Here is a 21,873-nt window from a genome sequence, read left to right as displayed (position 1 = left end):
AAATCACTCCGTTCGGTCTAGTTCCTTATCTTCTTGCCATTCTTCTTGCGTCCTCCGAATGGCTGTGATCTGGACCACACTTGCCAAATAAGGGGGTTTGCTTTAAACCTCAACCACGTCAGCTCCACGGATCGGGGATCGGAGAAACTGGTGCCAGGCGAAGAGTCGGTCGATTACCTCGTGGTGGGCGCTGGACCGGCCGGTCTGCAAGCGGCCTATTACCTCGCCCGTGCAGGCCGCAGCTACCTGGTGGTCGAATCGGGGGATTCTCCGGGCACTTTCTTCACCCGCTTCCCCCGGCACCGGAAGTTGATCTCCATCAACAAGGTGCACACCGGCTGGGACGACCCGGAGCTGCGGCTGCGCACCGACTGGAACTCGCTGCTGTCGGAGGAGGGCGCGCCGCTGTTCACCGGCTACACGCCCCGCTACTTCCCGGCGGCCGAGGACATGGTCCGCTACCTGGCCGACTTCGCGACCGCCCACGACCTGGCGGTCCGCTACGGCACGCGGATCGTCGAGATCGCCCGACCGGACGACTTCGTGGCCCGTGACCAGGACGGGAACACCTACCGGGCCAAGCGCGTGATCATGGCGACCGGCGTCTCGCTGCCGTACGTACCGGACATCGAGGGCGCCGAGCTGGCCGAGCTCTACCGCGACACCCCGGTCGACCCGGAGGACTTCACGAACCAGCGGGTGCTCATCGTCGGACGCGGCAACTCCGCGTTCGAGACCGCGGACAACCTGATCGAGACCGCGGCCGTCATCCACGTCGCCGGACCCGGCTCGCTGCGGCTGGCGTGGCAGACGCACTTCGTGGGCCACCTGCGCGCGGTCAACAACAACTTCCTGGACACCTATCAGCTCAAATCGCAGAACGCGCTGCTCGACGGGCGCATTCTCAGTATTCGATCCGATGGGGAAAGTTTCCTCGTCCGGGTGGCATTCGCCCGAGTCGACGAGGTCGTCAAGGAAATTCGCTACGACCGGGTGATCCTGGCGACCGGGTTCAGGTTCGACGCCTCCCTCTTCGCGCCTGAATGCCGACCTGAATTGACCATCAAGGACCGGTTCCCGGCTCAGACGGAGGCCTGGGAATCGGTGAACGTCCCAGGTCTGCATTTCGCGGGGACCATCACCCAGGTGCGCGACTTCAAGAAGTCGACCAGCGGTTTCATCCACGGTTTCCGCTACGGCGTGCGCGCCCTGCACCGCATCCTGGAGCAGCGCCACCACGGCGTCGCGTGGCCCACCCGCGAGCTGGCCCCGACCGCCGAGGCCGTCGCCGACGCGGTGGTCGAGCGGGTCAACCGCAGCTCCGCGCTGTGGCAGCTGTTCGGGTTCCTGTGCGACGCGGTCCTGGTCGGCGCGGACGGTTCGGTGCGCTACGCCGAGGAGGTCCCGGTGGCGCACCTCAAGGTCGCCGCCGCGAAGGGCGAGCTCGGCGACGTCGAGGCCTACCTGACGACCACCCTGGAGTACGGCGAGGACCACGACCTGGTCAACCCGTTCGACATCTCGGCCGGGCGGAACTCCCAGCAGGACACCAGCGGCCTGGACGGGCGCTACCTGCACCCGGTCGTGCGCTGGTACCGGGGCGGGGAGCTGGTGGCCGAGCACCACATCACCGAGAACCTCGAGAACGAGTGGGACAGCGAGGCCGTGCACCGCGCCCCGCTGCGCGAGTTCCTGCGCGCGCACCTGGAACGGGCCGCGGCGGGCGCACCGTGAGTCCCGGTCTGTCCGACCTGCACGACCGGGCCCGCGCCCTGCTGGACCCGGTGCACTACGACTACTTCGCGGGCGGCGCCGCCGACGAGGTCGTGCTGGGGGAGAACGAGCGCGCGTTCGGGCGGCTCGCGCTGCTGCCCCGGATCCTGCGCGGCACCCCGGTCCGCGACCTCGCGGTGGCCCTGCCCGGCGCCCGCGCGTCGATGCCGGTCGTCGTGGCGCCCACCGCGTTCCACCGCCTCGCGCATCCCGACGGCGAGCTGGCCACGGCCAGGGCGACCGCCGCCGCGGGCACGGTGCTGGTGTCCAGCATGGCCTCCACGGTCGCGGTCGGCGCCGTCGTGGCGGCGGCCAGGTCGGTCGACCCGGCCGCCGCGGTCTGGTTCCAGCTGTACCTGCAGCCCGACCCCGAGGTCACCCGGTGCCTGGTGCGCCGGGCCGAGGACGCCGGGTGCACGGCGCTCGTCGTCACCGCGGACTCGCCGGTGTTCGGCCGCCGCGAACGCGACGTCCGCAACGGCTTCGACGACCTGCCCGAGGGGTTCGCCGCGGAGAACATGCGCGACCTGCCGGGCGGACCGCCGGGCGGGACCCGCGACATCGAGATGTCGGCCGCCCTGTCCTGGGAGGACCTCGACCGCGTGCGCGCCTCGACGGCGTTGCCCGTGCTCCTCAAGGGAGTGCTCCACCCCGAGGACGCCCGGCTCGCCGTCGACCGCGGACTCGACGGGGTCGTCGTCTCCAACCACGGCGGCCGCCAGTTCGACGCCGTCCCCGCCGCCCTCGACGCGCTGCCGCGGGTGGCCGCCGCCGTCGACGGCGCGATCCCGGTGCTGCTCGACGGCGGCGTGCGGCGCGGCAGCGACGTCGCGCTCGCCCTCGCGCTCGGCGCCACGGCGGTCGGCGTCGGCCGCCCCGTGCTGTGGGGCCTGGCGGCGGACGGCGAGCAGGGCGTGCGGCAGGTGCTGGACCTGCTGCGCGACGAGTTCGACCACGCGCTGGCGCTGTGCGGCGGCCGGGACCTCGCCGACCTGACCCGCGACCTCGTCGTCACCAGGGGGACGCCGTGGTGAGCGTCGCCAAGGTGGCCGTCGCGTGCGCCGTGCTGTCCACGCCGTACTGGCTGCCGAACCGGGTGGTCGCCTTGCGCGGCAAGGTGTTCGCGCGCGTCAACGGCGACAGCGCCATGACGTTCCCCAACGACCTGGTCGGCGCCGACCGGTTCGAGGAGATCTACTCCCACCCCGCCGCGAACGGCCGCAGCCGGGGCGCGGGCCTGTCGGACCTGTTCTGGTACTGGCTCTCACCAGGACCCGAGGTCCACCAGGAGCACCTGGAGGCCGGGCCGCGCTACGACGACGTCGCGCGCTGCACGCTGCGCATCCTGTCCGGGCCCAGCGCCGAGCTGTCCGCCGCCGCGGCCCGCCGCACCGCGTCCGTGCTCGACGAGCTGGTGGCCGGGCGGGCCGCCCTGGTGCGGTTGCGGGACCTGATGATGCCGGTGTGGGCGGAGTTCCTGTACGGCCTGGTGTTCCGGGAACCGTGCCCGCCCGAGGCCCGGCGGCTCATCGTCGGTCACGCCCGCGACGTGGTGACCTCGTTGAAGTGCACCGGACCCCGGCACCTCGCCCGCCGGGCGCGGCTGACCCGCTACCTCGAACGCCGGGTGCGCGCGGGGGAGGTGGCGCACGAGCTGCCGTCGAGCCTGACGCTCCAGGAGCGGGTGCACTACCTCCAGGGCACGTTCTTCAACACCGGTGTCGTGCAGATGTCCGAGGCGATGGCGCACGTGCTGCTCGCGCTGGCGCGGCACCACGACGTGCAGGAGCGCGTCGCCGCGGACCCCGACGACGACCGGTACCTGGGCCACGTGCTGGACGAGACCTTCCGGATGTACCCGCTGTTCGGCATCGCGCACCGGATCACCACCGCCGACATCGAGGTCGACGAGCGCACCACGCTGCCGTCGGGGTCGGTGCTGTGCTTCAGCTATCCCGACTACCACGCCACCGGGTACGCCGACCCGGAGGTGTTCGACCCCTCCCGGTGGGAGCGGATGTCGGCCCGCGCGGCCCACCACATCCCGTTCGGCGTCGCGGCCAACCGGCCGTGCCCCGCGTGGCGGCTGTCCCCGCTGGTGATGCGGGCCGCCGTCCGCGAGGTGCTGGCCCGTTTCACGCTCGACTCCACCGTCTCGCACACCCGGTCCATCCCGCACGCCGCCCCGTGCCTGCTGGTCCGCCGCGACGACCCGCTGCCCGCCCACCACGTCCTGCTGGTGCGCGGGTTCCTGCGGGCGCGGGACCGGTGGGAGGACCTCTGGCGCAGCCTCCTGCAACTGGGACTGGGCACCTGGATGGTGCTCGACGCCCGGCGCGCCCGGCTCGCCGGGACCTACTTCGACGCGCAGGACGCCGAGCCGCCGCAGGTCTGCCCGGCCCACCCGACCCGAAGGGCGTGACGACCTTGTCCAACACCCAGCTGGCGCCCGCGTTCTTCCTCGCCGTCGCCGTGATCCTCGTGACGTGCCGACTCGTGGGCAGGCTGCTCCGCTCGGTCGGCCAGCCACCGGTCGTCGGCGAGATGGTCGCCGGTGTCGTCCTCGGCCCGTCGGTGCTCGGCCTGGTCGCGCCGGGCGTCGAGGCGGCGGTCTTCCCCCAGCAGCTCCGCCCGGTCCTCTACGTCGTGGGCCAGATCGGGCTGGTGGTGTTCATGTTCCAGGCCGGCTACGAGTTCCGCGTCGACCGCGTCCGCCGCGTCGCCCGGCCCGCCGCGCTGATCTCCGCCGCCGGGGTGCTCGCCCCGATGCTGCTCGGGATCGGGCTGAGCCTGCTGGCCTACAACGTGGTCGACGTGTTCGTGCCGGACGTGTCGGTGCTGGTGTCGGTGCTGTTCGTGGGCGTCACGCTGTCGATCACGGCGTTCCCCATGCTGGCCAGGATCATCACCGAGCGCGGCCTGACCGACAGCCGGTTCGGGTCGATCTCGCTGGCCTCGGGGGCGTTGGACGACGCCGTTGCGTGGGTGCTGCTCGCCGGCGTGCTGAGCATCGCCGCGGGTACCGCGGGCCCGTTCGCGATCACCGCGGGCGGCGCCGTCGTACTGGTCCTCGGCTTGGCGCTGCTGGTCCGCGGCCGCGAGCGCATCGGCGCCGTGACCGCCCGGCTCAGCCCCGACCACCTGCTGCTGATGGTCGTCGTCATGCTCTTCATGGCCTGCTGGTACACCGATGTGATCGGCCTGTACGCGGTGTTCGGCGCCTTCGCCCTCGGCGTCGTGTTCCCGCGCTCGGCCGCCGTGGACAAGGCGGTCGCCACCGTCAACCCCATCAACCTGGTGTTCCTGCCGCTGTTCTTCACCTACTCCGGCCTCAACACCGACTTCGGCCTCCTGGTCCACCCCGCCCTGCTCCTGTTCGCCCTCGCCTGCGTCCTCGCCGCCGTCCTCGGCAAGTTCGGCGCCTGCTGGCTCGCCGCCCGCCTCGCGGGGGAACCGCAGGCCGTGGCGTTGCGGGTGGGGACGCTCATGAACGCCAGGGGGTTGATGCAGCTCATCGCGATCAACGTCGGCCTGGCCGCGGGGATCGTGACCAAGGAGCTGTTCAGCGTGCTCGTCGTGGTGGCTTTGGTGACCACCGTGATGGCTACCCCGTTGCTGAGCTTCTGGGACCGCCGCGACCGCAACCGCGAGCGGGTCGTGGTGGGGGAGTCGGTGGGGGTTGCTGTGCCGGTGGAGGTGCCCGTGCTGGCGGAGGTGCCCACGCCGGTGGAGGTTTCCGTACCGGCGGAGGTTTCCGCGCCCGCGGCGGACGAGGTGCGGTGAGCGGCTTGGGGCGGTGGGTTTCTACTGACAGTGGCCGTCATGGGTGAGATGAGGGCTGGTGCCGGGTCGACGGGAGCGGGCCGGTGCCATGGCCGTCTAGTGCGCTGCGCTTCCGTCCGGGGCGGGCAGGTGCGCGCGCTGAGACTCGATCGGTCACGCGCGTTGGCACACACCGACGCCTGAGCGGATGGCAGCTTAGGTCGGCTGTGGGCGGAGGGCGTGCTGAGGTCGAAGGTGATGACGCTCAGGCCGAGTCGCCAACGGTGTGAGTCCGCCGTCCAGCCCCGGTCTGCGATGGTCTCGTTCGGGCTGGGTGGCGGGCCTCCCAGGGGTTCCTGGCCATCAGCTGCTGGAGGTGGTGAGGTGGCTGTGTCCGCCGCCGATCCGCCTTTGTGCGGGGCGTGGGCGTGCGCTGCTACTTGAGCGGTCCGGACGCGGTGGCACACACCGAGGCCTGACCGGTCAGCGGATCACGCCGGTTGCGGCCGCAGGGCGTAGTAGCCGGCGAAGGCGGTGCCGAGGCAGAGGGCGATGGCGCTGAGGCCGAGGGACCAGTGGACGCCGGTGGCGGCGCCGAGCAGGCCGACGGTGAAGCCGCTGCCTGCGCGGAGGCCGCCGGAGGACATGCCGTAGAGGCCGATGACGCGGCCGCGGTCGGCTGGTGGGGCGAGGAGTTGGACGACGGTCTGGCCGATGGACATGGAGGCCATGTTGGCGATGCCGCCCGCGAGCAGCATGAGCAGTGCGATCGGGTAGCTGGTGGTGAAGGCGAAGAAGAGGCTGGTCAGGCCGTAGACGCCGGTGCTGACGACGGCGGCGAGGACGTTGGGTTTGATGCGGCCGGTGGCCTCCAGCAGGATGCCGCCGACCACGCCGCCGACGCCGTTGGCGAACAGGAGGACGCCGTAGGTGAGGCCCGCGCCGCCGGTGCCGAGGTCGTGGGCGAAGATCGGCATGGAGGACTGGAGGGAGGCGCCGACGAAGAACGAGCCGAGGCCCGCCAGGACGATCATGCTCACCAGGGTGCGGTTGGAGCGGACGTCGCGGAACACGCGCAACGAGTCGACGACGCCGAGCCGGGCCCGTTTCACGCCCTCGTTGCGGATGTGGCCGGTGAACTTCGTGCGGAACAGGAACAGCGTCAGCGGCAGGTAGAACGCGATGTTCGCGAAGATGCCGCCGATCGGCCCCAGCCCCAGCAGCAGCGCGGAGCCGACCACGGGTCCGAAGAGGACACCGAGGCTGCGGAACGTGGCGTTGAGCCGGACCGCGCTGGGCAGCTCGTCGGGTTCGACGAAGTCGTGCAGCAGCAGCTGCTCACCGGGCCCCCAGAGCGCGCCCGCGCAGCCGTGCAGCACCAGCAGGACGCACGCGTGCCAGACCTGGAGCGTGCCGGTGAGGAACAGGACGCCCCACGCCGCGGAGACGGCCATGAACAGCACCTGCGCGGCCTGGATGAGCCTGCGGCAGTCGAAGCGGTCGGCCAGCGATCCGAAGTAGACGGAGAGGAACAGGAACGGCAGCCAGTGGCTGATCACCTGGAACCCGCTGAGCGCGGGGGAGTGGAACTTCTCCCACAGCACCCAGTACGTGATCACGTGCTCGATGTTGTCCGCCATCATCGCCAGGCCCGCGCCGAACAGGTACGGCCTGCAGTCGCGGTTCCGCAGCGCGGCGAACTTCCGCGGTCCGGTGGGCGCGGGGACGGGGTCGGCGACCACTCCCGGCTCGGGGACGTGGGCGGGAACTCCGCACGCGGCGCACATGATCGCGGTCTCCTCGGGGCTGGCGCGGGTCGGGCGGGGGCGTCACGGGACCCCCGACGACCATTCGATCACCGAGGACCCCGCGCCGGGCGGCGCTTCGCGGCCGTGTGGCCGGAAGCACAGGTCAGGACGCGCCCTTGAGGTCGACCTCCTTGGTCTCCACCGTGCCCGCCGTCCGCCCCGGCGCCGCCTGGAAGCGCCAGTACAGGTTCGTGTGCGCGATGACCTGCTCCGTGGGCGGCGCGCCCCACGCCGACTTGTCGCCCGCGGTGTGCGCGTCACCGACCAGCGTCACGTCGTAGCCCCTGGTGAACGCGCCGTGCAGGGTGGAGCGGATGCACGCGTCGGTCTCCGCGCCGACCACGACGAGCCGCCCGACCTCCAGGCCCGACAGCACCTCCTCCAGGTCGGTGGCCTCGAAGGCGTCGCCGTAGTTCTTGCCCACCAGCGGCTCGGCCTCGGCGGGCACCAGCTCGGGCACGATCCGCCACTCGTCGCTCCCGCTCACCAGCTCCTCGTCCGAGTGCTGCACCCAGACGACCGGCACGCCCTCCTGCCGCGCCCTCTCCACCAGCCCACCGATGTTCGCGACGACCGAGTCGCGCTCGTGCGCCCCCGTGACGACGCCGTTCTGCACGTCGACCACGAGCAGCGCGCTGTTCGGCCGGTTCTCGAGTGTGGTCATGACTCCCCCTGCTCGTCCTGGACTACCGCTGGTCCAAGACGGTAGACCCGGCCACCGACATTTTCCTGTCGGGGGTGGGATAAGGCCAGGTCAGGGCACCTCGATGACCACCTTGCCCACCAGGTCGCGGCCCAGCTGCGCGCGGAACGCCGCAGGCGCGTCGGAGAACGCGAACCGCCGGTGGACCACCGGGTGGACGTCGTGCCGCTCGACCGCCCCGACCACGTCCCGGTGCATCCGCGCGCTGCCGACGCCCACGCCGCGCAGCCGCACACCCCTGGACATCAGCAGCACCCCGTCCACTGCGGGGCCGTCCAGGTCGAACAGCCCGACCAGGGCGACCTCGCCCGCGGGGCGCAACGACGCCATCGACTGGTTCAGCGTGGCCGTGCCGACCACGTCGACCACCTTGTCCACCCCGCCGGACAGCTCCAGCACCGCCGCGCCCCAGTCGGGGGTCGACGTGCTGTCGACGAACCCCTTCGCCCCGAGCGCCTCCAGCTGTCGCCCCTTGTGCGCCTGGCGCATCACCGCGAACACCTCCGACCCCGCGGCGAGCGCCAGTTGCAGCGCGAACACCGACACTCCGCCGCTGCCGATGACCAGGGTCTTCGACCCGGCGCCGACCGGGTTCGCCTCGAACAGCGCGTTCCACGCGGTCACCGCCGCCACCGGCAGCGTCGCGGCCTCCGCCGAGTCCAGGTTGCGCGGCGCGCGCGCCACCTGGTCGGCGGGCAGCAGGACGTGTTCGGCCAGCACCCCGTCCTCGTCCGCCGCGCCCATGCCGAACCCCAGCGGCCCCTCCGGCACCCCGTCCTCCCAGCCCCGGAAGTGCAGGTTCGTCACGTGGTCGCCCACGGTCCAGGTGCTCACCCCCGCGCCGACCGCGTCCACCACCCCCGCGACGTCGGACAGCGGCACCAGGTCCCGGTCGGGCAGCCGGGCGAACCCGCCCGCCACGACCAGCTGGTCGCGGTAGTTCAGCGACAGCGCCTCGACCCTGACCCGCACCTCACCCGGCCCCGGCACGGGCGTCGGCACCTCCTCGAGCACGAGCCCCGAGGCGTCCGTCGCCCCTGCCGTCAGCTTCCAGCGCTTCATCGCGGTCCTCCGGAGTCGGGCGGCGCTCCGCGAGCACCGCTGCCCCGACCCTGCTGATCTTCGAGCGGGCCAACCAGATCAGGCCGGGACTGGGCACGCCATGACCAGCATCGAGGTGGGGTTTTCCGCAGGTCGTTGTGCGGTGGTCCTCATGGTGGCGCTGTCCGCCGCCCACCAGCATGGGTCGCGTGATGATCAGAAGCGCAGTGGCCGCAACGGTTCTGGCTATGTCCGGCGTGTTCCCGGTGCTGGGGGACTGGGTGGAGCAGGGGTGGGTGTCCGGTGCGCTGCTCACCGTCGAGGACCCGACGGGGGTGCGTGCGGACGCCGCGGGCGAGGCCGAGGTGGGCGGGTACTTCCGGATCGGCAGCGTGACCAAGACGTTCGTCGCGACCGTGGTCCTGCAGCTCGTGGACGAGGGGTGGGTCGGGCTGGACGACCCGGTGGGCACTTACGTGGACGGGGTGCCCAACGGTGACCGGATGACGGTCCGGCAGGTCCTCAACCACACGAGCGGGCTGTACGACTACGCGCACGAGGAGGGGATGTCGACCAACCGGTGGCGGGGCGCGGCCCGGTTCCGCGGCTACCGGCCCGAGGAGCTGCTGGCCGTGGCGGCGTCGCGGGAGCCGTACTTCGGACCGGGGCAGGGGTGGCACTACTCGAACACCAACTACGTCGTGGCCGGGATGCTGGTCGAACGGGTGACCGGGCGGACCTACGGCGACGAGGTGCGCTCACGGGTGCTGCGACCGCTGGGGCTGACCGGCACGATCGTGCCGGGCCAGTGGGCGGGACTGCCGGAACCGCACGCCCGCGGCTACACCGAGGTGGACGGCCGGGTGGTCGACGCCACGCTGATGAACCCGTCCCTGGACTGGGCGGCGGGCGAGATGATCTCCACCGCCGCCGACCTCGACCGGTTCTTCGACGCGCTCCTGGGCGGCAGGCTGACCAGCGCCGCGTCCCTCGCGGCCATGCGGCAGACCGTGCCGACCGGAACGGTCTTCGCCTACGGCCTCGGCCTGCAGCGCTTCGACCTGCCGTGCGGGCGGTCGGTGTGGGGGCACGGCGGTGAGCTGATCGGCTACCTCACCTACGCCACCCGCGCCGACGACGGACGCCGGGCCGCGCTGTCGTACAACCCGCTCGGTGACGGGCTGCCGGGGGAGGAGCTGATCGGGCTGTTCGAGTCGGTCTACTGCTGACCCGGTGCGCCGGGCACAGCCACCACACGCACGAATGTTGATCTAGCCATTCGGGGGCTGTTCCCACCGCCGTGCCGTGGTTCGCTGGAGATTCCTTGGGGTGGAGGGGAATCCATGAAGAACGTCGGGTGGTCCCGGTTGCTGGTCGTGGTCGCGGTGGTGCTCGGCATGGTGGGGGTGGTGGTGCCGGGAGCGGTGGCGGCACCCGTCCCGATCTCCGCGGCGAGCGACCCGACGGCGGAGGAGCAGGAGGCCCTGCGGCAGGTGGCTGGGGCGATCTGGACGCCGGACCTGGCGGCCGGGTGGAACATGAACACCGATGTGGCGGACGTGCTGTCCACCGCGACCGGCGAGATCCTGCGGTGCTCCGAGGCGTTCGCGCTGGTGCCCCGCCCGCCGGGCTTCCTGCCGGGGATCGTGTACCTGGTGACCTACGCCCTGCGGCTGCGGGACTACTTCCTGGTGGTGCGGGACAGCCGCACGTACCGGGCCTGCGTGGTCACGGCGGCGGCCAACTACCGGACCGCCATCGAGCTCGCGTCGATGGGCATCTGACCCCGCGGGCGGGTGTCGGCGTTACGCTCGGGGTCGTGTCCTGGACCTGACGACGCCATCCGGAGCGGTCAGCGTACTGTCCGATGTGGACGATCAAGCGTCGGAAGGGGACCTCGCCGCAGCGAGGTCCCCGATCCGCCACCGTCCTTCGTCCACGTGACCACCACGGCTTCGGTTGGTTACCACCGGTTCCGGCGAACCCTCCGCAGGGCCAGGGCCACGGCCAGCCTCATCCGCCCGTCGGGCCCCGCCACCGAGTACCCCAGGGCCTGCCCCAGCACCTCCGCCCGGTTCTGCAGCGTCGAGTGGTGCACCCCCAGCACGACCGCCGCGCTCCGCAGGCTCGGCTCGGTCACCACGGCCGTCAGGGTCGCCAGCGCCCACGGGTACATCGGCACGACCCGGTCCAACAGCGCCGTCTCGGCCACCGCCGCGGGCGAGTCGCACCCGTCGGCCAGCGCCGGGATCCCGCCCAGCGCCTCGAAGTCCACGTGCGCCGGGCCCGGTTCGTCCACGGCCGCGAACCGCAGCGCCACCCTCGCCTGCTGGTAGGACAGCGGGAGGTCCACCGGTCCCACCGCGGGGCCGGTGGCCGAGCACGTCGAGAACGGTTCGCGGTCCTGGTAGGCGGCCTCCACGACGACGTCGAAGTCGCCGATCCGCGCCCCGAGCGCCCGGCGCCCGGCGGGAACGCCGATCCCGACGGTCACCGCGAACCTGGCGTCCTCGCCCAACCCGAGGCGGCGGGCCGCGGTGGCGCGGGTGCCCTGGTCGACGGTCGGGTCCAGCAGGAGCTCCACGACGGCCGGGTCGACCGACCACGTCCGGTCCAGCGCGGCCACGACGGCGGCCGCCAGCCGGTCCACCACGACCCCGTCCAGTTCGGACCTCGCCCGGTCCACGTCGGACGTCCGCTCCAGCCACACGACGCCGTGGTGCGGCGCGGGCAGGGGCGACACGACCCCGCTGGGCTCACCGTCCACCCGGCGACCGTCCGGCAGCACCCGCACGCGCAGTCTTCGCGTCCTGTCCAGCACCCCGGCGGGACAGCCCGCGAGCACGGCCGCCGCTCTCACCGCCTTCTCCGGTCCGGCACCCGCCTCGACGAGCGCGTCGAAGTGGGCGGCGACCTGCGCCGCCGCCCCCGCGTCCGGATCCACCGACCTCGACCGCCCGGCCAGTCCACGCACTCGGGCCCCCCTTTGTCGCGACCACCCTACGACCGGGCGGCATTCGACGACCGTAGCGGCACGCGGCGGAGTTTCGGCCGGCACGTCGAAATTGTTCGGTGCCCGTTGCCGCTGCTCACCGAACTGGACCGCCACCACGCCCTCGGCCGGGAAGGCGTTGGCGTGCACGGGATTCCTCCGATGATCCCCGCACCGTGCGACTTCGGGAGCGAAAGTGGACGGAGGCCCGCCGTCGGGCGGGCCTCCGGTTCGCGCGGTCAGAGCGTGCCGGTGCGCGGGTCCCAGTCCTCCGGCAGCGCGGGCGGCACGTCCACGGTGCTCGTCACGTCCACCGTCCGCCCGGTCGCGGCCGACTCGTCGATCGACAGCATCGCGTCGAGCACGTGGTAGGCCAGCTCGCCGGACGCGCGTTCCACCGCGCCGGACCGGATCGCGCGAGCCAGCTCCAGCACGCCGGTGCCGCGGGAGGCCGAATGCCCTTGCGGCGCCAGCGTTTCCGGGTCGTCCAGGCCGGTCAGGTGCAGCGCGGTGGACCCGTCGAAAGTGTTCGGGTCCGGCAGCACGGCCGTGCCGAGCGTGCCCCCGACCTCGACGAGACCCGTGCGCGCCACCACGGCGTCGAAGCTCAGCAGCAGCTGCGCCGAACCGCCGCCGGTGAACTCCACCAACGCCATGACCGTCGTCGGCACGGTCACCGCGAACTCCGTGCCCGCGCGCGGACCCTTGGCGATCACCCTGGTGTCGCGCGCCCGGTCCGCGGTGGCGGTGACCCGCCGGACCGGACCGAACAGCTGGACCAGCGTCGTCAGGTAGTACGGCCCCATGTCCAGCAGCGGTCCGCCGCCCGCCTGGAACAGGAACTCCGGCGCCGGGTGCCACCGCTCCGGCCCCGGCGTCTGGAAGATCGCCAACGCGGTGCGCGGCTCGCCGATCCGCCCCGCCTCCACGGCCCGCCGCGCGGTCTGCAACCCCGCTCCGAGCACCGTGTCCGGCGCGCTCGCCACCCGCAGCCCCCGGTCGTGCGCGCGGTCGAGCAGCTTGCGCGCCGACTCCCGGTCCAGCGCCAGGGGTTTCTCCGTCCACACGTGCTTGCCCGCGTCCAGCGCGGCGAGGCCGACCTCGACGTGCGCGGCCGGGATCGTCAGGTTGACCACGATCTCGACCGCCGGGTCGGCCAGCAGCTCGGCCACCGCGCCCGACCCGGGCACGCCGTGCTTCGCGGCCTGGGCGGCCGCCCGCTCCACGTCCAGGTCGGCGACGGCCAGCACCCGCACGTCGGGGAAGCCGGTGAGGTTCTCCAGGTACGTGTCGCTGATGACCCCCGCGCCGATGACGCCGACGCCGACCGGACCGAGCGGCGCGCTCACCGGTCGGCCCCGTCGGAGAAGTACGCGAGGCTGGCGGCGATGCCCTCGAACACGTCGCCGTCGTAGGCGTCGAACTCGATCACGCGCAGCGCCTGGGGCGCCGCGGCGAGGACGTCGGCCACGGGCACCACGCCCCGGCCCGCCGGGAGCTGGCCGGTGCCGTCGGTCGCCAGACCGCCGTCCTTGACGTGGATCGCGTGCACCTTCGCACCGAGTCGGCGCAGCAGCGCGGGGGCGTCCTCGCCACCCGCGGTGGCCCAGTAGGTGTCGACCTCCAGCACGACGGCGGGGTCGAGCTGGTCGACGAACACCTCCAACGCGCTGCGCCCGTCGATCCGGGACTCCAGCTCCCACCAGTGGTTGTGGTAGCCGACCCGCACGCCATGCCGGGCCGCGACCGCGGCGGCCTCGTTGAGGGCGGTCGCCGTCGCGGCGACGTCGGCCGGGTCGCGCCACTTCTCGGCTCCGACGTAGGGGTCGATGACGACGCCGATGCCGCACTCGGCGGCCACCGCGAAGACCGGGTCCTGGTCGACGCCGATGAGCTGAGCGTGCGCGGTGGGCGCGGTCAGGCCGTGCTCGGGCAGGCCCTTGCGCAGGACGTCGGCGTTCTGCGTGACGCCGTACGGCTCCACCTGCGTGAAGCCGATCGCGGCGAGCCGCCGCAGGGTGTCGGTCGGGTCGGCGGCGAAGGCGTCGCGGACGGAGTACAGCTGCACGGAGAGTGTGCTCGTCATCCCCAGCTCCCTGAAGTCGAAGGTGGAGCAGCGCGTGGGAGCGCTCCCACAATTTCTACCACGCGGTAGAATTTGTCACCAGGGGTTCACCGGGAGACCGGTTCGCCGGTAACGGGGCCCTGTTGCGGGACCTGGTTCCAGTCGTGTTCCGGGATCGGTCGTCGGTGCTGTCGGGCCATCACCGGAGCAGTGGTCCAGTCGGTTTTCCCATACCGCCTACGGATGGCATCTTGTCCTTTTTCGACCCTTTGTACTCGTTGCCGGAATGGTTCACCGCGCTCGCGGTTCGCGTTGCCCCTGTTGGCGTATATCCAAAGAGGAAGAACAGGTACACGCTCGTCGGGCCGGTGTTGACCCGACGAGCCCCCAGATGGGTTCCCCCATGTCCGGGAGGGATTTGTAGGGGTTCTCCGGTGCGCCGGGGACATCCTCTGGACCAGGCATGACCGGTCGAGGCCGTCGCGGAACGGGCGGTCCGCTCCGGCATGCCTTCCCGACGTCGGGAAACTGGTCGTGAAAATTGCTGTTAATAAGTTAGGACGGACGTCTGTTGATTCGCCGGTAGCCGCGGACGGATCCTGTTTCCGTTCGTGGCAACACTTTCACCTCTAACCCGGACACGACCCTCCCTGACTGCACGGGGTCGTGTTCGCCCTGCCCGGAGGAGTTTCACCGATGGAACTGAGACGCCCACTTGTCGTGGTCGCGACCAGTGCGATGGTCGCCGCCCTGTTCACCGCGACGACCGCCGCCCAGGCGCAGCCGTCCGCCAACGCGGTCCAGACCGCCGACGTGATGGCCGTGCAGGCCGCGTCGAGCCTCGTCGCCGACCGCCCGGCCGCGCTGCACGCCAGCGAGGCGGACACCTTCGTGCAGCACGAGGTGATCTCCTCCACGAACGGCCTGAAGTACGTCCCGTACGACCGCACCTACAAGGGCCTCCCGGTCGTCGGCGGCGACTTCGTCGTCGTCACGAACTCGACCGGCCAGGTGCTCGACACCTCGGTCGCGCAGGACACCACGATCAACCTGGCCAGCACCACGCCCAAGGTGGCCAAGGCCGACGCCGAGGCCACGGCCAAGGCCCAGCTGCCCACCGTGGACAGCGTCGGCGCCGCCCAGCTCGTCACCTACGCGCTCGGCACGCCCGCGCTCGCGTGGCAGAGCACGGTCGTCGGCCGCAACGCCGAGGGCCCGAGCAAGCTCGACGTCGTCGTGGACGCCACGACCGGCAAGGTGCTCCACACGCAGGAGCACGTCATGCGCGGCACGGGTTCCAGCGCCTGGAACGGCCCGGTCACGCTGAACACCACGCACGTCGGCTCCACGTACTCCCTGAAGGACCCGACGCTGACCAACGTCAGCTGCCAGGACGCCGCGAACAACACGACGTTCAGCGGCACCGACGACGCGTGGGGCAACGGCACCGCGACCAACCGCGAGACCGGCTGCGTCGACGTCCTGTTCGCCGCGCAGACCGAGAGCAAGATGCTCACCCAGTGGTTGGGCCGCAACGGCTTCGACGGCTCGGGCGGCGGCTGGCCGATGCGCGTCGGCCTCAACGACCTGAACGCCTACTACGACGGCAGCCAGGTCCAGATCGGCCACAACCAGAACAACCAGTGGATCGGCTCCCTCGACGTCGTGGCGCACGAGCTCGGCCACGGCATCGACGACCACACCCCCGGTGGCATCTCGGGCAGCGGCACGCAGGAGTTCGTCGCGGACGTCTTCGGCGCCTCGACAGAGTCCTTCGCGAACGAGTCCGCCCCCTACGACGTGCCGGACTTCCTGGTCGGCGAGACCATCAACCTCGTCGGCAGCGGCCCGATCCGCAACATGTACAACCCCTCCGCGCTCGGGCACGCCAACTGCTACTCCAGCTCGGTCCCCGGCTCCGAGGTCCACGCGGCCGCGGGTCCCGGCAACCACTGGTACTACCTGCTGGCCAACGGCTCCAACCCGACCAACGGGCAGCCGACCAGCTCCACCTGCAACAGCTCCACGGTGACCGGTGTCGGCGTCGAGACCGCGATGAAGATCTTCTACAACGCGATGCTGATCAAGACCTCCGGCAGCTCGTACCTGAAGTACCGCACCTGGACGCTGACCGCCGCGAAGAACCTCTTCCCCGGCAGCTGCACCGAGTTCAACAAGGTCAAGGCCGCCTGGGACGCCGTCAGCGTGCCCGCCCAGTCCGCCGACCCGACCTGCTCGGCCACCGGCACCGTCACGGTGACCAGCCCCGGCAACCAGTCCACCGCCGTCGGCACCGCCGTCAGCCTGCCCCTCTCGGCCAGCGGCGGCACCGCGCCGTACACCTGGTCCGCGACCGGCCTGCCCGCCGGCCTGTCCATCAGCTCCTCCACCGGCACCATCTCCGGCACCCCGACCACCGCGGGCACCTCCAGCGTCACGGTGACCGCGAACGACTCCGCCTCGCACAGCGGCACGGCGTCGTTCAGCTGGACGGTCGGCACCACCGGCGGCTGCTCGGGCCAGAAGCTGGTCAACCCCGGCTTCGAGTCCGGCAACACCACCTGGGCCTCCTCCAGCGGTGTCATCGGCCAGTTCGGCTCCAGCGGCCAGCCGACCCACGGCGGCACCTGGAACGCCTGGATGAACGGCTACGGCTCCACCCACACCGACACGCTCTCCCAGTCGGTGGCCATCCCGGCGGGCTGCCACGCCAGCCTGACCTTCTACCTGCACATCGACTCCGCCGAGACCACCACCACGACCGCCTACGACAAGCTCACCGTCACCGGCGGCACGACCACCCTCGCCTCCTACTCCAACCTCAACAAGGCCAGCGGGTACGTCCTCAAGACCATCGACGTGTCCTCGTTCGCCGGTTCGACCCTCGCGCTGAAGTTCAGCGGCGTCGAGGACAGCTCGCTGCAGACGTCCTTCGTCGTCGACGACGGTGCGATCACGCTGAGCTGACCGACTGACAGGTGACGGAGGGGAGGCCGGGACACCCGGCCTCCCCTCCGCCGCGCCCTAGGGCGTGTGTCGAAGTCCGTGTTCGCGGTAGCCGGGCCTGAGGCGGCCCCTGGGGGCACGGCCGACTGGCCCGCATACAACAGCGGTATGCGGGCCAGTCGGCCGCACCGCCAGGAACCACCTCAGGCGCGACTCCCATCGAACGAGACTTCGACACACGCCCTAGACCCGCGGCCCTGGCGCGGAACGCGAGACCGCTCCCTCGTAGGCCCGGAAGGCCGCCGACACCTCGCTCAGGAACGCGGTGTCGCTGTCCAGGTTCCCGCCCCCGGAGATCGGCACCTCCGGTGTGCCGGGCGGGTCACCCGCGGCACGGGACCGCAGGGCGATGGCCACGGTCATCGCCTCGACGGCGACCTCAGACCGCTCCCCGGTCAGGCCGGTCAGCCGGGCGTGCTCGCGCGCCGCCTCGGCCACCTCGCGCGTCCGGTACGGCTGCAACGCCAGCAGCCCGTCGCGGATCTCGATCACCCGCCGGTACAGCCGCGGCCGCAGTCGCCGCACCACCAGCAGGTCCGGCAGGGCAGGCGGTTCGAGGGCGATCGAGGGCTCGGCCCGGTACAGCGCCGTCCACAGTGGACCGAGCCGCCGGTGCAGCCGGTAGCGGCGCGCCCACCCCGCGGCGGCGGGGATACCGGCCCCCAGCAGCACCAGCACGGTCGAGGCGGTCGGCAGCACCTTGTTCGTCACCACGGCGTGGCTGAGCGGGTAGGCGATGTCGAACCGGGAGATCGCCGTCCGCAGCACCTTGTGCACCAGGTAGAGCAGCGACCCCAGCGCGCCCGCGGCGATCAGGCGCAAGCCCAGTCGCAGCACCGGTTCCGCCGTCAACCCGGCGTAGCGCGCGCACTGCCGGGCGATCCGCACCAGTCCCGGCCCCTGCGCCACCAGGTACACGACGCAGTACTCCAGGATCCACGGCGACTGCGGCCTGAGGTCGGGCGCGAGCGCGAACATCGCGCACATCACCGCGAACCAGCCGACGACCCACCGGGCGTGCCACCGCGGACCGCGGCTCATCCCGTTCATCCGGGCCGTGAACTCCACGCCCGCCCACACCACGACCAGCATCGCCGCGTGCCCGACCAGGCGGGCCAGATCCGGAACGCCGACCGCCGCACCCGCCGCGTACACCGCCGGGGTGAGGACGGTCAGCGACACCGCGAACCCCAGCAGCACCCACCGCACCGACCGGCGCGCCCCGTCCTCGTGCCTGCGCCGGGTCAGGACCAGCGCCCACGCCAGCGCGGCGGGCCCGTACTGGCGCAGCAGCTCAGCCATGACCGTTGTCGTCCAACGCCGCCCGCAGCCGGTCGGTCAGCGAACCGGCGGGCACCTCCCGCTGCCGGATCAGCGACGCCAGCGTCTCCGCCTCCCGCTCCTCCGCGCTCGAGTACCCCGCCCGACCCAGCACCCGGCTCACCACCTCCGGGTCCAGGCCCGGCAGCAGCAGCCGGGCCTGCTCGGCGAGGCTCGTCGACACCGGGTAGTGGTCGCACAGCACGTGGCTCAGCTCGTGCAGGATGATGTGCTCCCGGTGCGGGAGCGTCGTCTCCCGCTCGTAGAACACCAGGTCCGCCGTCGTGGTGGCGACCCACATCCCGCACACGCCGGTCAGCCCCGGCATCGGGATCAACCGCATCGGCCGTCCGCGCCGCGCCGCGACCTGCTCGCACAGCGCGTGGGCGTCGAACGGCACGGGTAACGGCAGGTCGCGCAGCACCGCCGCGCACCGCTCGCGGAGGCGCCGCCCGCGCAGCGGCCTCACGGGGTGGTGTCCGGCGTGGGCTTCGGCAGTCCTTCCAGCTCCCGCACCCGGTCGACCATCTCGGTGATCGCCTCCAGGCTCTTGGGGGACAGGCCGTTGACGCGCAGGGCGATCTGCCGGATCGGCGCGTCGCGCAACGCGGTCAGCAGCGCCAGCTCGGAGTCGATGCGCTCGGTCTCGGCGTCGTCGAAGAAGTACGCGGGCGGAACGCCGAAGAAGCCCGCCAGCGCTTCGAGGTGCCGCTTGGTCGGGTTGTCGCGCAGGCCCTTGCGCAGCTGCCAGAGGTAGGTGGCCGAGATGGTCGGGCCGCCCTTGGCCCTGATCGCCTCCGCGACCTCCTCGAACGAGTACTCGCCGCCGGTGCGCGGGTGGACGGTGCGGAACAGGTGGTCCACCTTCGCGGCGAGGGTCCGCTCGCCGACGTTCTCGGGCATGCGACGAGTCTACCGCCCGCGCCAGCTCAGATGAATGTGAAAAATGCTTCTCCTCCACCCTGGTTGACGGCTGGGTTCATGTCAGCTTACGCTCGAATGGATCGCGTCAACTGAGATGAAGAGTCGACGCGGGAGGGGATGGTCAGGGGGACCAGAAGGGGATGAGGGGACCGGTGTGCCGGTCCGATCGACGCGAAGCCGGGGGGTTTCCGCGTGCGACCGGGCAGCCGTTCCCCCGCACGTGGAATTCCATTGTCACAAGGGGAGGAAAACATGTCCGTTCGAAAGCTCGGTCAAGCCGCGTTCGCGTTCGTGGGAGCCGCGATGCTGGTGATGTCCGGTACCTCCGCCGCCTCGGCGGCGGTGCGCGACGGGAACTGCCAGGCCAACGAGTTCTGCTACTACTGGTACATCGACGCCACGGAGTCGGCGTCGGACTTCACCGGCACGGTCCAGAACTACGGCACGACGCAGCCGACGTGCTACGACTTCAAGGGTCCTGGTCTGGGCAAGGGCGAGTGCATCAAGAACAACGCCATGTCGGTCTGGAACCGCACCTCCAGGACCGTGCGCGTGTACTACAACTCCTACCTGGAGGGTAGTTACCAGGACATCGGCGCGGGCTACAAGGGGAACCTGAACAGCACCCTCACGAACAACAACGCGTCCCACGAGTTCCGGTGACGCGCCGGTCCCGTTAAACGGGATTGAGTCCCGGCACCCGGTCCTCGATGACGAAGGATGCTTTGGTCGAGACCGGGGCGCCGGGTCGGGAGACGTGGTCGAGTCCGCGGAAGTCCACCCGCACCTCATCGGGTGAGAAACGGGTGCGCACATATCCGCGCCTGTTGTTGAAGTACTTGATGTGCGGGTTCTCCGCGAACCACTCCGGCGTCTCCGGGTAGACCTCGGACCCGTCGCCGCCGGACGTGATCGACGTCCCCGCGATCTCCGTGCCCGCCGTCCGCGACGCCGGGTCGTCCCAGCGCTCCTTGACCTCCGCGCCCCACGCGGCGTGCACGTCGCCGGTCAGCACGACGGCGTTGCGCACCGAGGAGAAGCCGGCGACGACCCGGTCGCGGTCGGCGGCGTAGCCGTCCCAGGCGTCCAGGTTGGTCTCCTGCACGGGGCCGGGGGTGTGGTCGTACTGGGAGAAGAACACCTGCTGGCCCAGCACGTCCCAGCGCGCCGACGAGGTCCGGAAGCCGTCCAGCAGCCACCTCTCCTGCTCGGCGCCGAGCATCGTCCTGGTGGGCTCCAGCCGTTCCGGGCAGGGTTTGATGCCGTCACCGCACGGCTGGTCGTCGCGGTACTGCCGGGTGTCGAGCATGTGGAACGTCGTGAGCCCGCCCCAGCCGACCCTCCGGTACAGCCGCAGGTCGAAGCCGCGGGGCTTGCTCCGGATCGGCATGTTCTCGTAGTAGGCCTGAGCTGCGGCCGCCCGCCGGGCCGGGAAGTCGGGCTGCGGGATCTCGGGCTTGCTGTAGTGGGAGCCCGCCCAGTTGTCGGCCACGTCGTGGTCGTCCCACACGACCGCCCACGGCGCGGCGGCGTGCGCCGCCTGGAGGTCGGCGTCGGACTTGTACTGCGCGTACCGGTGCCGGTAGTCCGCCAGCGTCACGGTCTCCGGCCCGTCCACCTCGCGGACGTTGCCGTTGGGCGCCACGTGCACGCCCTTGCGGTACTCGTACTGGTAGTCGCCGAGGTGCAGCACCAGGTCGGGCTCGTCCTCGGCGAGCCGCCGGTAGGCCGTGAAGTAGCCGTGCTCGTACTGCGCGCACGACGCGAACGCCATGGTCAGCGGCGTGGTCATCGTCCCCGGCGCCGGTGTCGTCCTGGTCCGCCCGGTCCGCGAGAGGTGGCCTCCGGTCGCGAAGCGGTAGAAGTACTCCCGGCCGGGCTCCAGGCCGCCGACCTCGACGTGCACGCTGAACCCGGACTCGGGCCGCGCCCACTGCCTGCCGCGCCGCACGACGTGGCGGAACCGCTCGTCGCGCGCCAGCTCCCAGCTCACCTCGACCACCCGCGACGGCATCCCGCCCAGCCCGTTCTCGGCCAGCGGGTAGGGCGCGAGCCGCGTCCACAGCACGACCCCGTCCGGCGTCGGGTCACCCGAGGCCACGCCGAGCGTGAACGGGTCCACCACCCGTGCCGAGCCCGCCCCCAGCGCCGTGAGCGCCACGACGCCGGTGATCAGCGCACGTCGCGTCACTGTTCCCATGTCCTCAATACGGTTCAACCGCGCCGCCGGTTCGGAAATCGGGGCTCGGGTTTCCGGGCCGCGGGTGCGCCCCCGGTGGTCCTCGGTCCGAGTGTGACGTCCCGGTTTCGCGGAGAGCGCTTTCCGATCGCCCGACCGATCATCCCGCCATTGCCGGCCGCGTTCCCGAAACCGTTCTACCGGAACGGGTTCGCCATTCCTCCTGGTAGCGCGGGCGGATTCCCCCTGCGTTCGCCCGCGTGTATCCATGGGTGTTGGATCCACTCCTGTCTGTCGTAC

At 71.5% G+C, this 21,873-nt stretch carries 18 protein-coding genes; 8 read left to right on the top strand and 10 right to left on the bottom strand.

Annotated features, from left to right (window positions below):
* Window positions 1–150: 150 nt before the first annotated feature.
* From CLV43_RS09715 to CLV43_RS09700, 4 genes are read left to right on the top strand one after another with little or no spacing between them, the layout of a single operon-like run.
* Entirely contained in the window at window positions 151–1,734 is a 1,584-nt protein-coding gene (locus tag CLV43_RS09715) for an NAD(P)-binding domain-containing protein (protein WP_106186700.1), read from the top strand.
* Complete coding sequence (locus tag CLV43_RS09710) at window positions 1,731–2,807, top strand: alpha-hydroxy acid oxidase (protein WP_106186699.1); 1,077 nt, start codon at window positions 1,731–1,733, stop codon at window positions 2,805–2,807. Before CLV43_RS09715 ends, CLV43_RS09710 begins: the two co-directional genes overlap by 4 nt.
* The gene (locus CLV43_RS09705; RefSeq protein ID WP_211304292.1) at window positions 2,804–4,195 is read left to right on the top strand and encodes a cytochrome P450; all 1,392 of its coding nucleotides are present in this window, start codon (window positions 2,804–2,806) and stop codon (window positions 4,193–4,195) included. The genes CLV43_RS09710 and CLV43_RS09705 overlap by 4 nt, the downstream gene beginning before the upstream one ends.
* Entirely contained in the window at window positions 4,192–5,556 is a 1,365-nt protein-coding gene (locus tag CLV43_RS09700; protein WP_245886235.1) for a cation:proton antiporter, read from the top strand. The genes CLV43_RS09705 and CLV43_RS09700 overlap by 4 nt, the downstream gene beginning before the upstream one ends.
* Before the next feature lie 470 nt (window positions 5,557–6,026).
* Here CLV43_RS09700 and CLV43_RS09695 read toward each other — a convergent pair whose 3' ends face one another.
* From CLV43_RS09695 to CLV43_RS09685, 3 genes are all read right to left on the bottom strand, one after another.
* Window positions 6,027–7,322, bottom strand: coding sequence for an MFS transporter (locus tag CLV43_RS09695; protein ID WP_106186698.1), 1,296 nt, complete (start codon window positions 7,320–7,322; stop codon window positions 6,027–6,029).
* 124 nt (window positions 7,323–7,446) lie between these two features.
* On the bottom strand, window positions 7,447–8,007 hold the full coding sequence (locus tag CLV43_RS09690; protein ID WP_106186697.1) for an isochorismatase family protein: 561 nt from the start codon (window positions 8,005–8,007) through the stop codon (window positions 7,447–7,449).
* A gap of 90 nt (window positions 8,008–8,097) precedes the next feature.
* Window positions 8,098–9,108 (bottom strand): zinc-dependent alcohol dehydrogenase family protein, encoded by a 1,011-nt coding sequence (locus tag CLV43_RS09685; protein ID WP_106186696.1) that lies wholly within the window; start codon window positions 9,106–9,108, stop codon window positions 8,098–8,100.
* Window positions 9,109–9,335: 227 nt separating this feature from the next.
* On the opposite strand from CLV43_RS09685, the gene CLV43_RS09680 reads away from it, so the two are divergent.
* Together CLV43_RS09680 and CLV43_RS09675 are read left to right on the top strand one after the other, a co-directional pair.
* The gene (locus CLV43_RS09680; protein ID WP_106186695.1) at window positions 9,336–10,316 is read left to right on the top strand and encodes a serine hydrolase domain-containing protein; all 981 of its coding nucleotides are present in this window, start codon (window positions 9,336–9,338) and stop codon (window positions 10,314–10,316) included.
* A gap of 114 nt (window positions 10,317–10,430) precedes the next feature.
* Window positions 10,431–10,871, top strand: coding sequence for a hypothetical protein (locus tag CLV43_RS09675; RefSeq protein WP_106186694.1), 441 nt, complete (start codon window positions 10,431–10,433; stop codon window positions 10,869–10,871).
* Window positions 10,872–11,050: 179 nt separating this feature from the next.
* On the opposite strand, the gene CLV43_RS09670 is transcribed toward CLV43_RS09675, so the two are convergent.
* From CLV43_RS09670 to CLV43_RS09660, 3 genes are all read right to left on the bottom strand, one after another.
* The gene (locus CLV43_RS09670; RefSeq protein WP_106186693.1) at window positions 11,051–12,061 is read right to left on the bottom strand and encodes a helix-turn-helix domain-containing protein; all 1,011 of its coding nucleotides are present in this window, start codon (window positions 12,059–12,061) and stop codon (window positions 11,051–11,053) included.
* A gap of 257 nt (window positions 12,062–12,318) precedes the next feature.
* Window positions 12,319–13,428 carry a Gfo/Idh/MocA family protein gene (locus tag CLV43_RS09665; RefSeq protein WP_106186692.1) on the bottom strand — a complete coding sequence of 370 codons (1,110 nt, stop codon included), beginning with the start codon at window positions 13,426–13,428 and terminating at the stop codon, window positions 12,319–12,321.
* A complete protein-coding gene (locus tag CLV43_RS09660; protein ID WP_106186691.1) occupies window positions 13,425–14,165 on the bottom strand; it encodes a sugar phosphate isomerase/epimerase family protein in 741 nt (246 codons plus the stop codon). Before CLV43_RS09660 ends, CLV43_RS09665 begins: the two co-directional genes overlap by 4 nt.
* A 675-nt stretch (window positions 14,166–14,840) precedes the next feature.
* Between CLV43_RS09660 and CLV43_RS09655 the strand changes: the two genes are divergently transcribed.
* Window positions 14,841–17,111: a M4 family metallopeptidase gene (locus CLV43_RS09655; protein ID WP_106186690.1), complete on the top strand. Its 2,271-nt coding sequence runs from the start codon at window positions 14,841–14,843 to the stop codon at window positions 17,109–17,111.
* A gap of 222 nt (window positions 17,112–17,333) precedes the next feature.
* Here the strand turns inward: CLV43_RS09655 and CLV43_RS09650 are convergent, their stop codons facing one another.
* Genes CLV43_RS09650 through CLV43_RS09640 form a run of 3 tightly spaced genes read right to left on the bottom strand, consistent with a single transcriptional unit; the run spans window position 17,334 to window position 19,373 of the window.
* The gene (locus CLV43_RS09650) at window positions 17,334–18,452 is read right to left on the bottom strand and encodes an MAB_1171c family putative transporter (RefSeq protein WP_106186689.1); all 1,119 of its coding nucleotides are present in this window, start codon (window positions 18,450–18,452) and stop codon (window positions 17,334–17,336) included.
* Window positions 18,445–18,939 carry a hypothetical protein gene (locus CLV43_RS09645; protein WP_245886234.1) on the bottom strand — a complete coding sequence of 165 codons (495 nt, stop codon included), beginning with the start codon at window positions 18,937–18,939 and terminating at the stop codon, window positions 18,445–18,447. The genes CLV43_RS09650 and CLV43_RS09645 overlap by 8 nt, the downstream gene beginning before the upstream one ends.
* A complete protein-coding gene (locus CLV43_RS09640; RefSeq protein WP_106186688.1) occupies window positions 18,936–19,373 on the bottom strand; it encodes a helix-turn-helix domain-containing protein in 438 nt (145 codons plus the stop codon). The genes CLV43_RS09645 and CLV43_RS09640 overlap by 4 nt, the downstream gene beginning before the upstream one ends.
* A 273-nt stretch (window positions 19,374–19,646) precedes the next feature.
* On the opposite strand from CLV43_RS09640, the gene CLV43_RS09635 reads away from it, so the two are divergent.
* Window positions 19,647–20,057: a peptidase inhibitor family I36 protein gene (locus CLV43_RS09635; RefSeq protein WP_106186687.1), complete on the top strand. Its 411-nt coding sequence runs from the start codon at window positions 19,647–19,649 to the stop codon at window positions 20,055–20,057.
* A gap of 13 nt (window positions 20,058–20,070) precedes the next feature.
* Here CLV43_RS09635 and CLV43_RS09630 read toward each other — a convergent pair whose 3' ends face one another.
* A complete protein-coding gene (locus tag CLV43_RS09630; protein WP_106186686.1) occupies window positions 20,071–21,594 on the bottom strand; it encodes an alkaline phosphatase D family protein in 1,524 nt (507 codons plus the stop codon).
* Between the last annotated feature and the right edge of the window lie 279 nt (window positions 21,595–21,873).

This window comes from Umezawaea tangerina (assembly GCF_003002815.1).
Taxonomy (GTDB): Bacteria; Actinomycetota; Actinomycetes; order Mycobacteriales; family Pseudonocardiaceae; genus Umezawaea; species Umezawaea tangerina.
This window is presented reverse-complemented; position numbering and strand designations above follow the sequence as displayed.

Excerpts from the sequence above, each read along its gene's own strand:
- CLV43_RS09695 (WP_106186698.1), bottom strand. The coding sequence starts at position 7,322 with ATGTGCGCCGCGTGCGGAGTTCCCGCCCACGTCCCCGAGCCGGGAGTG.
- CLV43_RS09690 (WP_106186697.1), bottom strand. The coding sequence starts at position 8,007 with ATGACCACACTCGAGAACCGGCCGAACAGCGCGCTGCTCGTGGTCGAC.
- CLV43_RS09685 (WP_106186696.1), bottom strand. The coding sequence starts at position 9,108 with ATGAAGCGCTGGAAGCTGACGGCAGGGGCGACGGACGCCTCGGGGCTC.
- CLV43_RS09680 (WP_106186695.1), top strand. The coding sequence starts at position 9,336 with ATGTCCGGCGTGTTCCCGGTGCTGGGGGACTGGGTGGAGCAGGGGTGG.
- CLV43_RS09675 (WP_106186694.1), top strand. The coding sequence starts at position 10,431 with ATGAAGAACGTCGGGTGGTCCCGGTTGCTGGTCGTGGTCGCGGTGGTG.
- CLV43_RS09660 (WP_106186691.1), bottom strand. The coding sequence starts at position 14,165 with ATGACGAGCACACTCTCCGTGCAGCTGTACTCCGTCCGCGACGCCTTC.
- CLV43_RS09655 (WP_106186690.1), top strand. The coding sequence starts at position 14,841 with ATGGAACTGAGACGCCCACTTGTCGTGGTCGCGACCAGTGCGATGGTC.
- CLV43_RS09650 (WP_106186689.1), bottom strand. The coding sequence starts at position 18,452 with ATGGCTGAGCTGCTGCGCCAGTACGGGCCCGCCGCGCTGGCGTGGGCG.
- CLV43_RS09640 (WP_106186688.1), bottom strand. The coding sequence starts at position 19,373 with ATGCCCGAGAACGTCGGCGAGCGGACCCTCGCCGCGAAGGTGGACCAC.
- CLV43_RS09635 (WP_106186687.1), top strand. The coding sequence starts at position 19,647 with ATGTCCGTTCGAAAGCTCGGTCAAGCCGCGTTCGCGTTCGTGGGAGCC.
- CLV43_RS09630 (WP_106186686.1), bottom strand. The coding sequence starts at position 21,594 with ATGGGAACAGTGACGCGACGTGCGCTGATCACCGGCGTCGTGGCGCTC.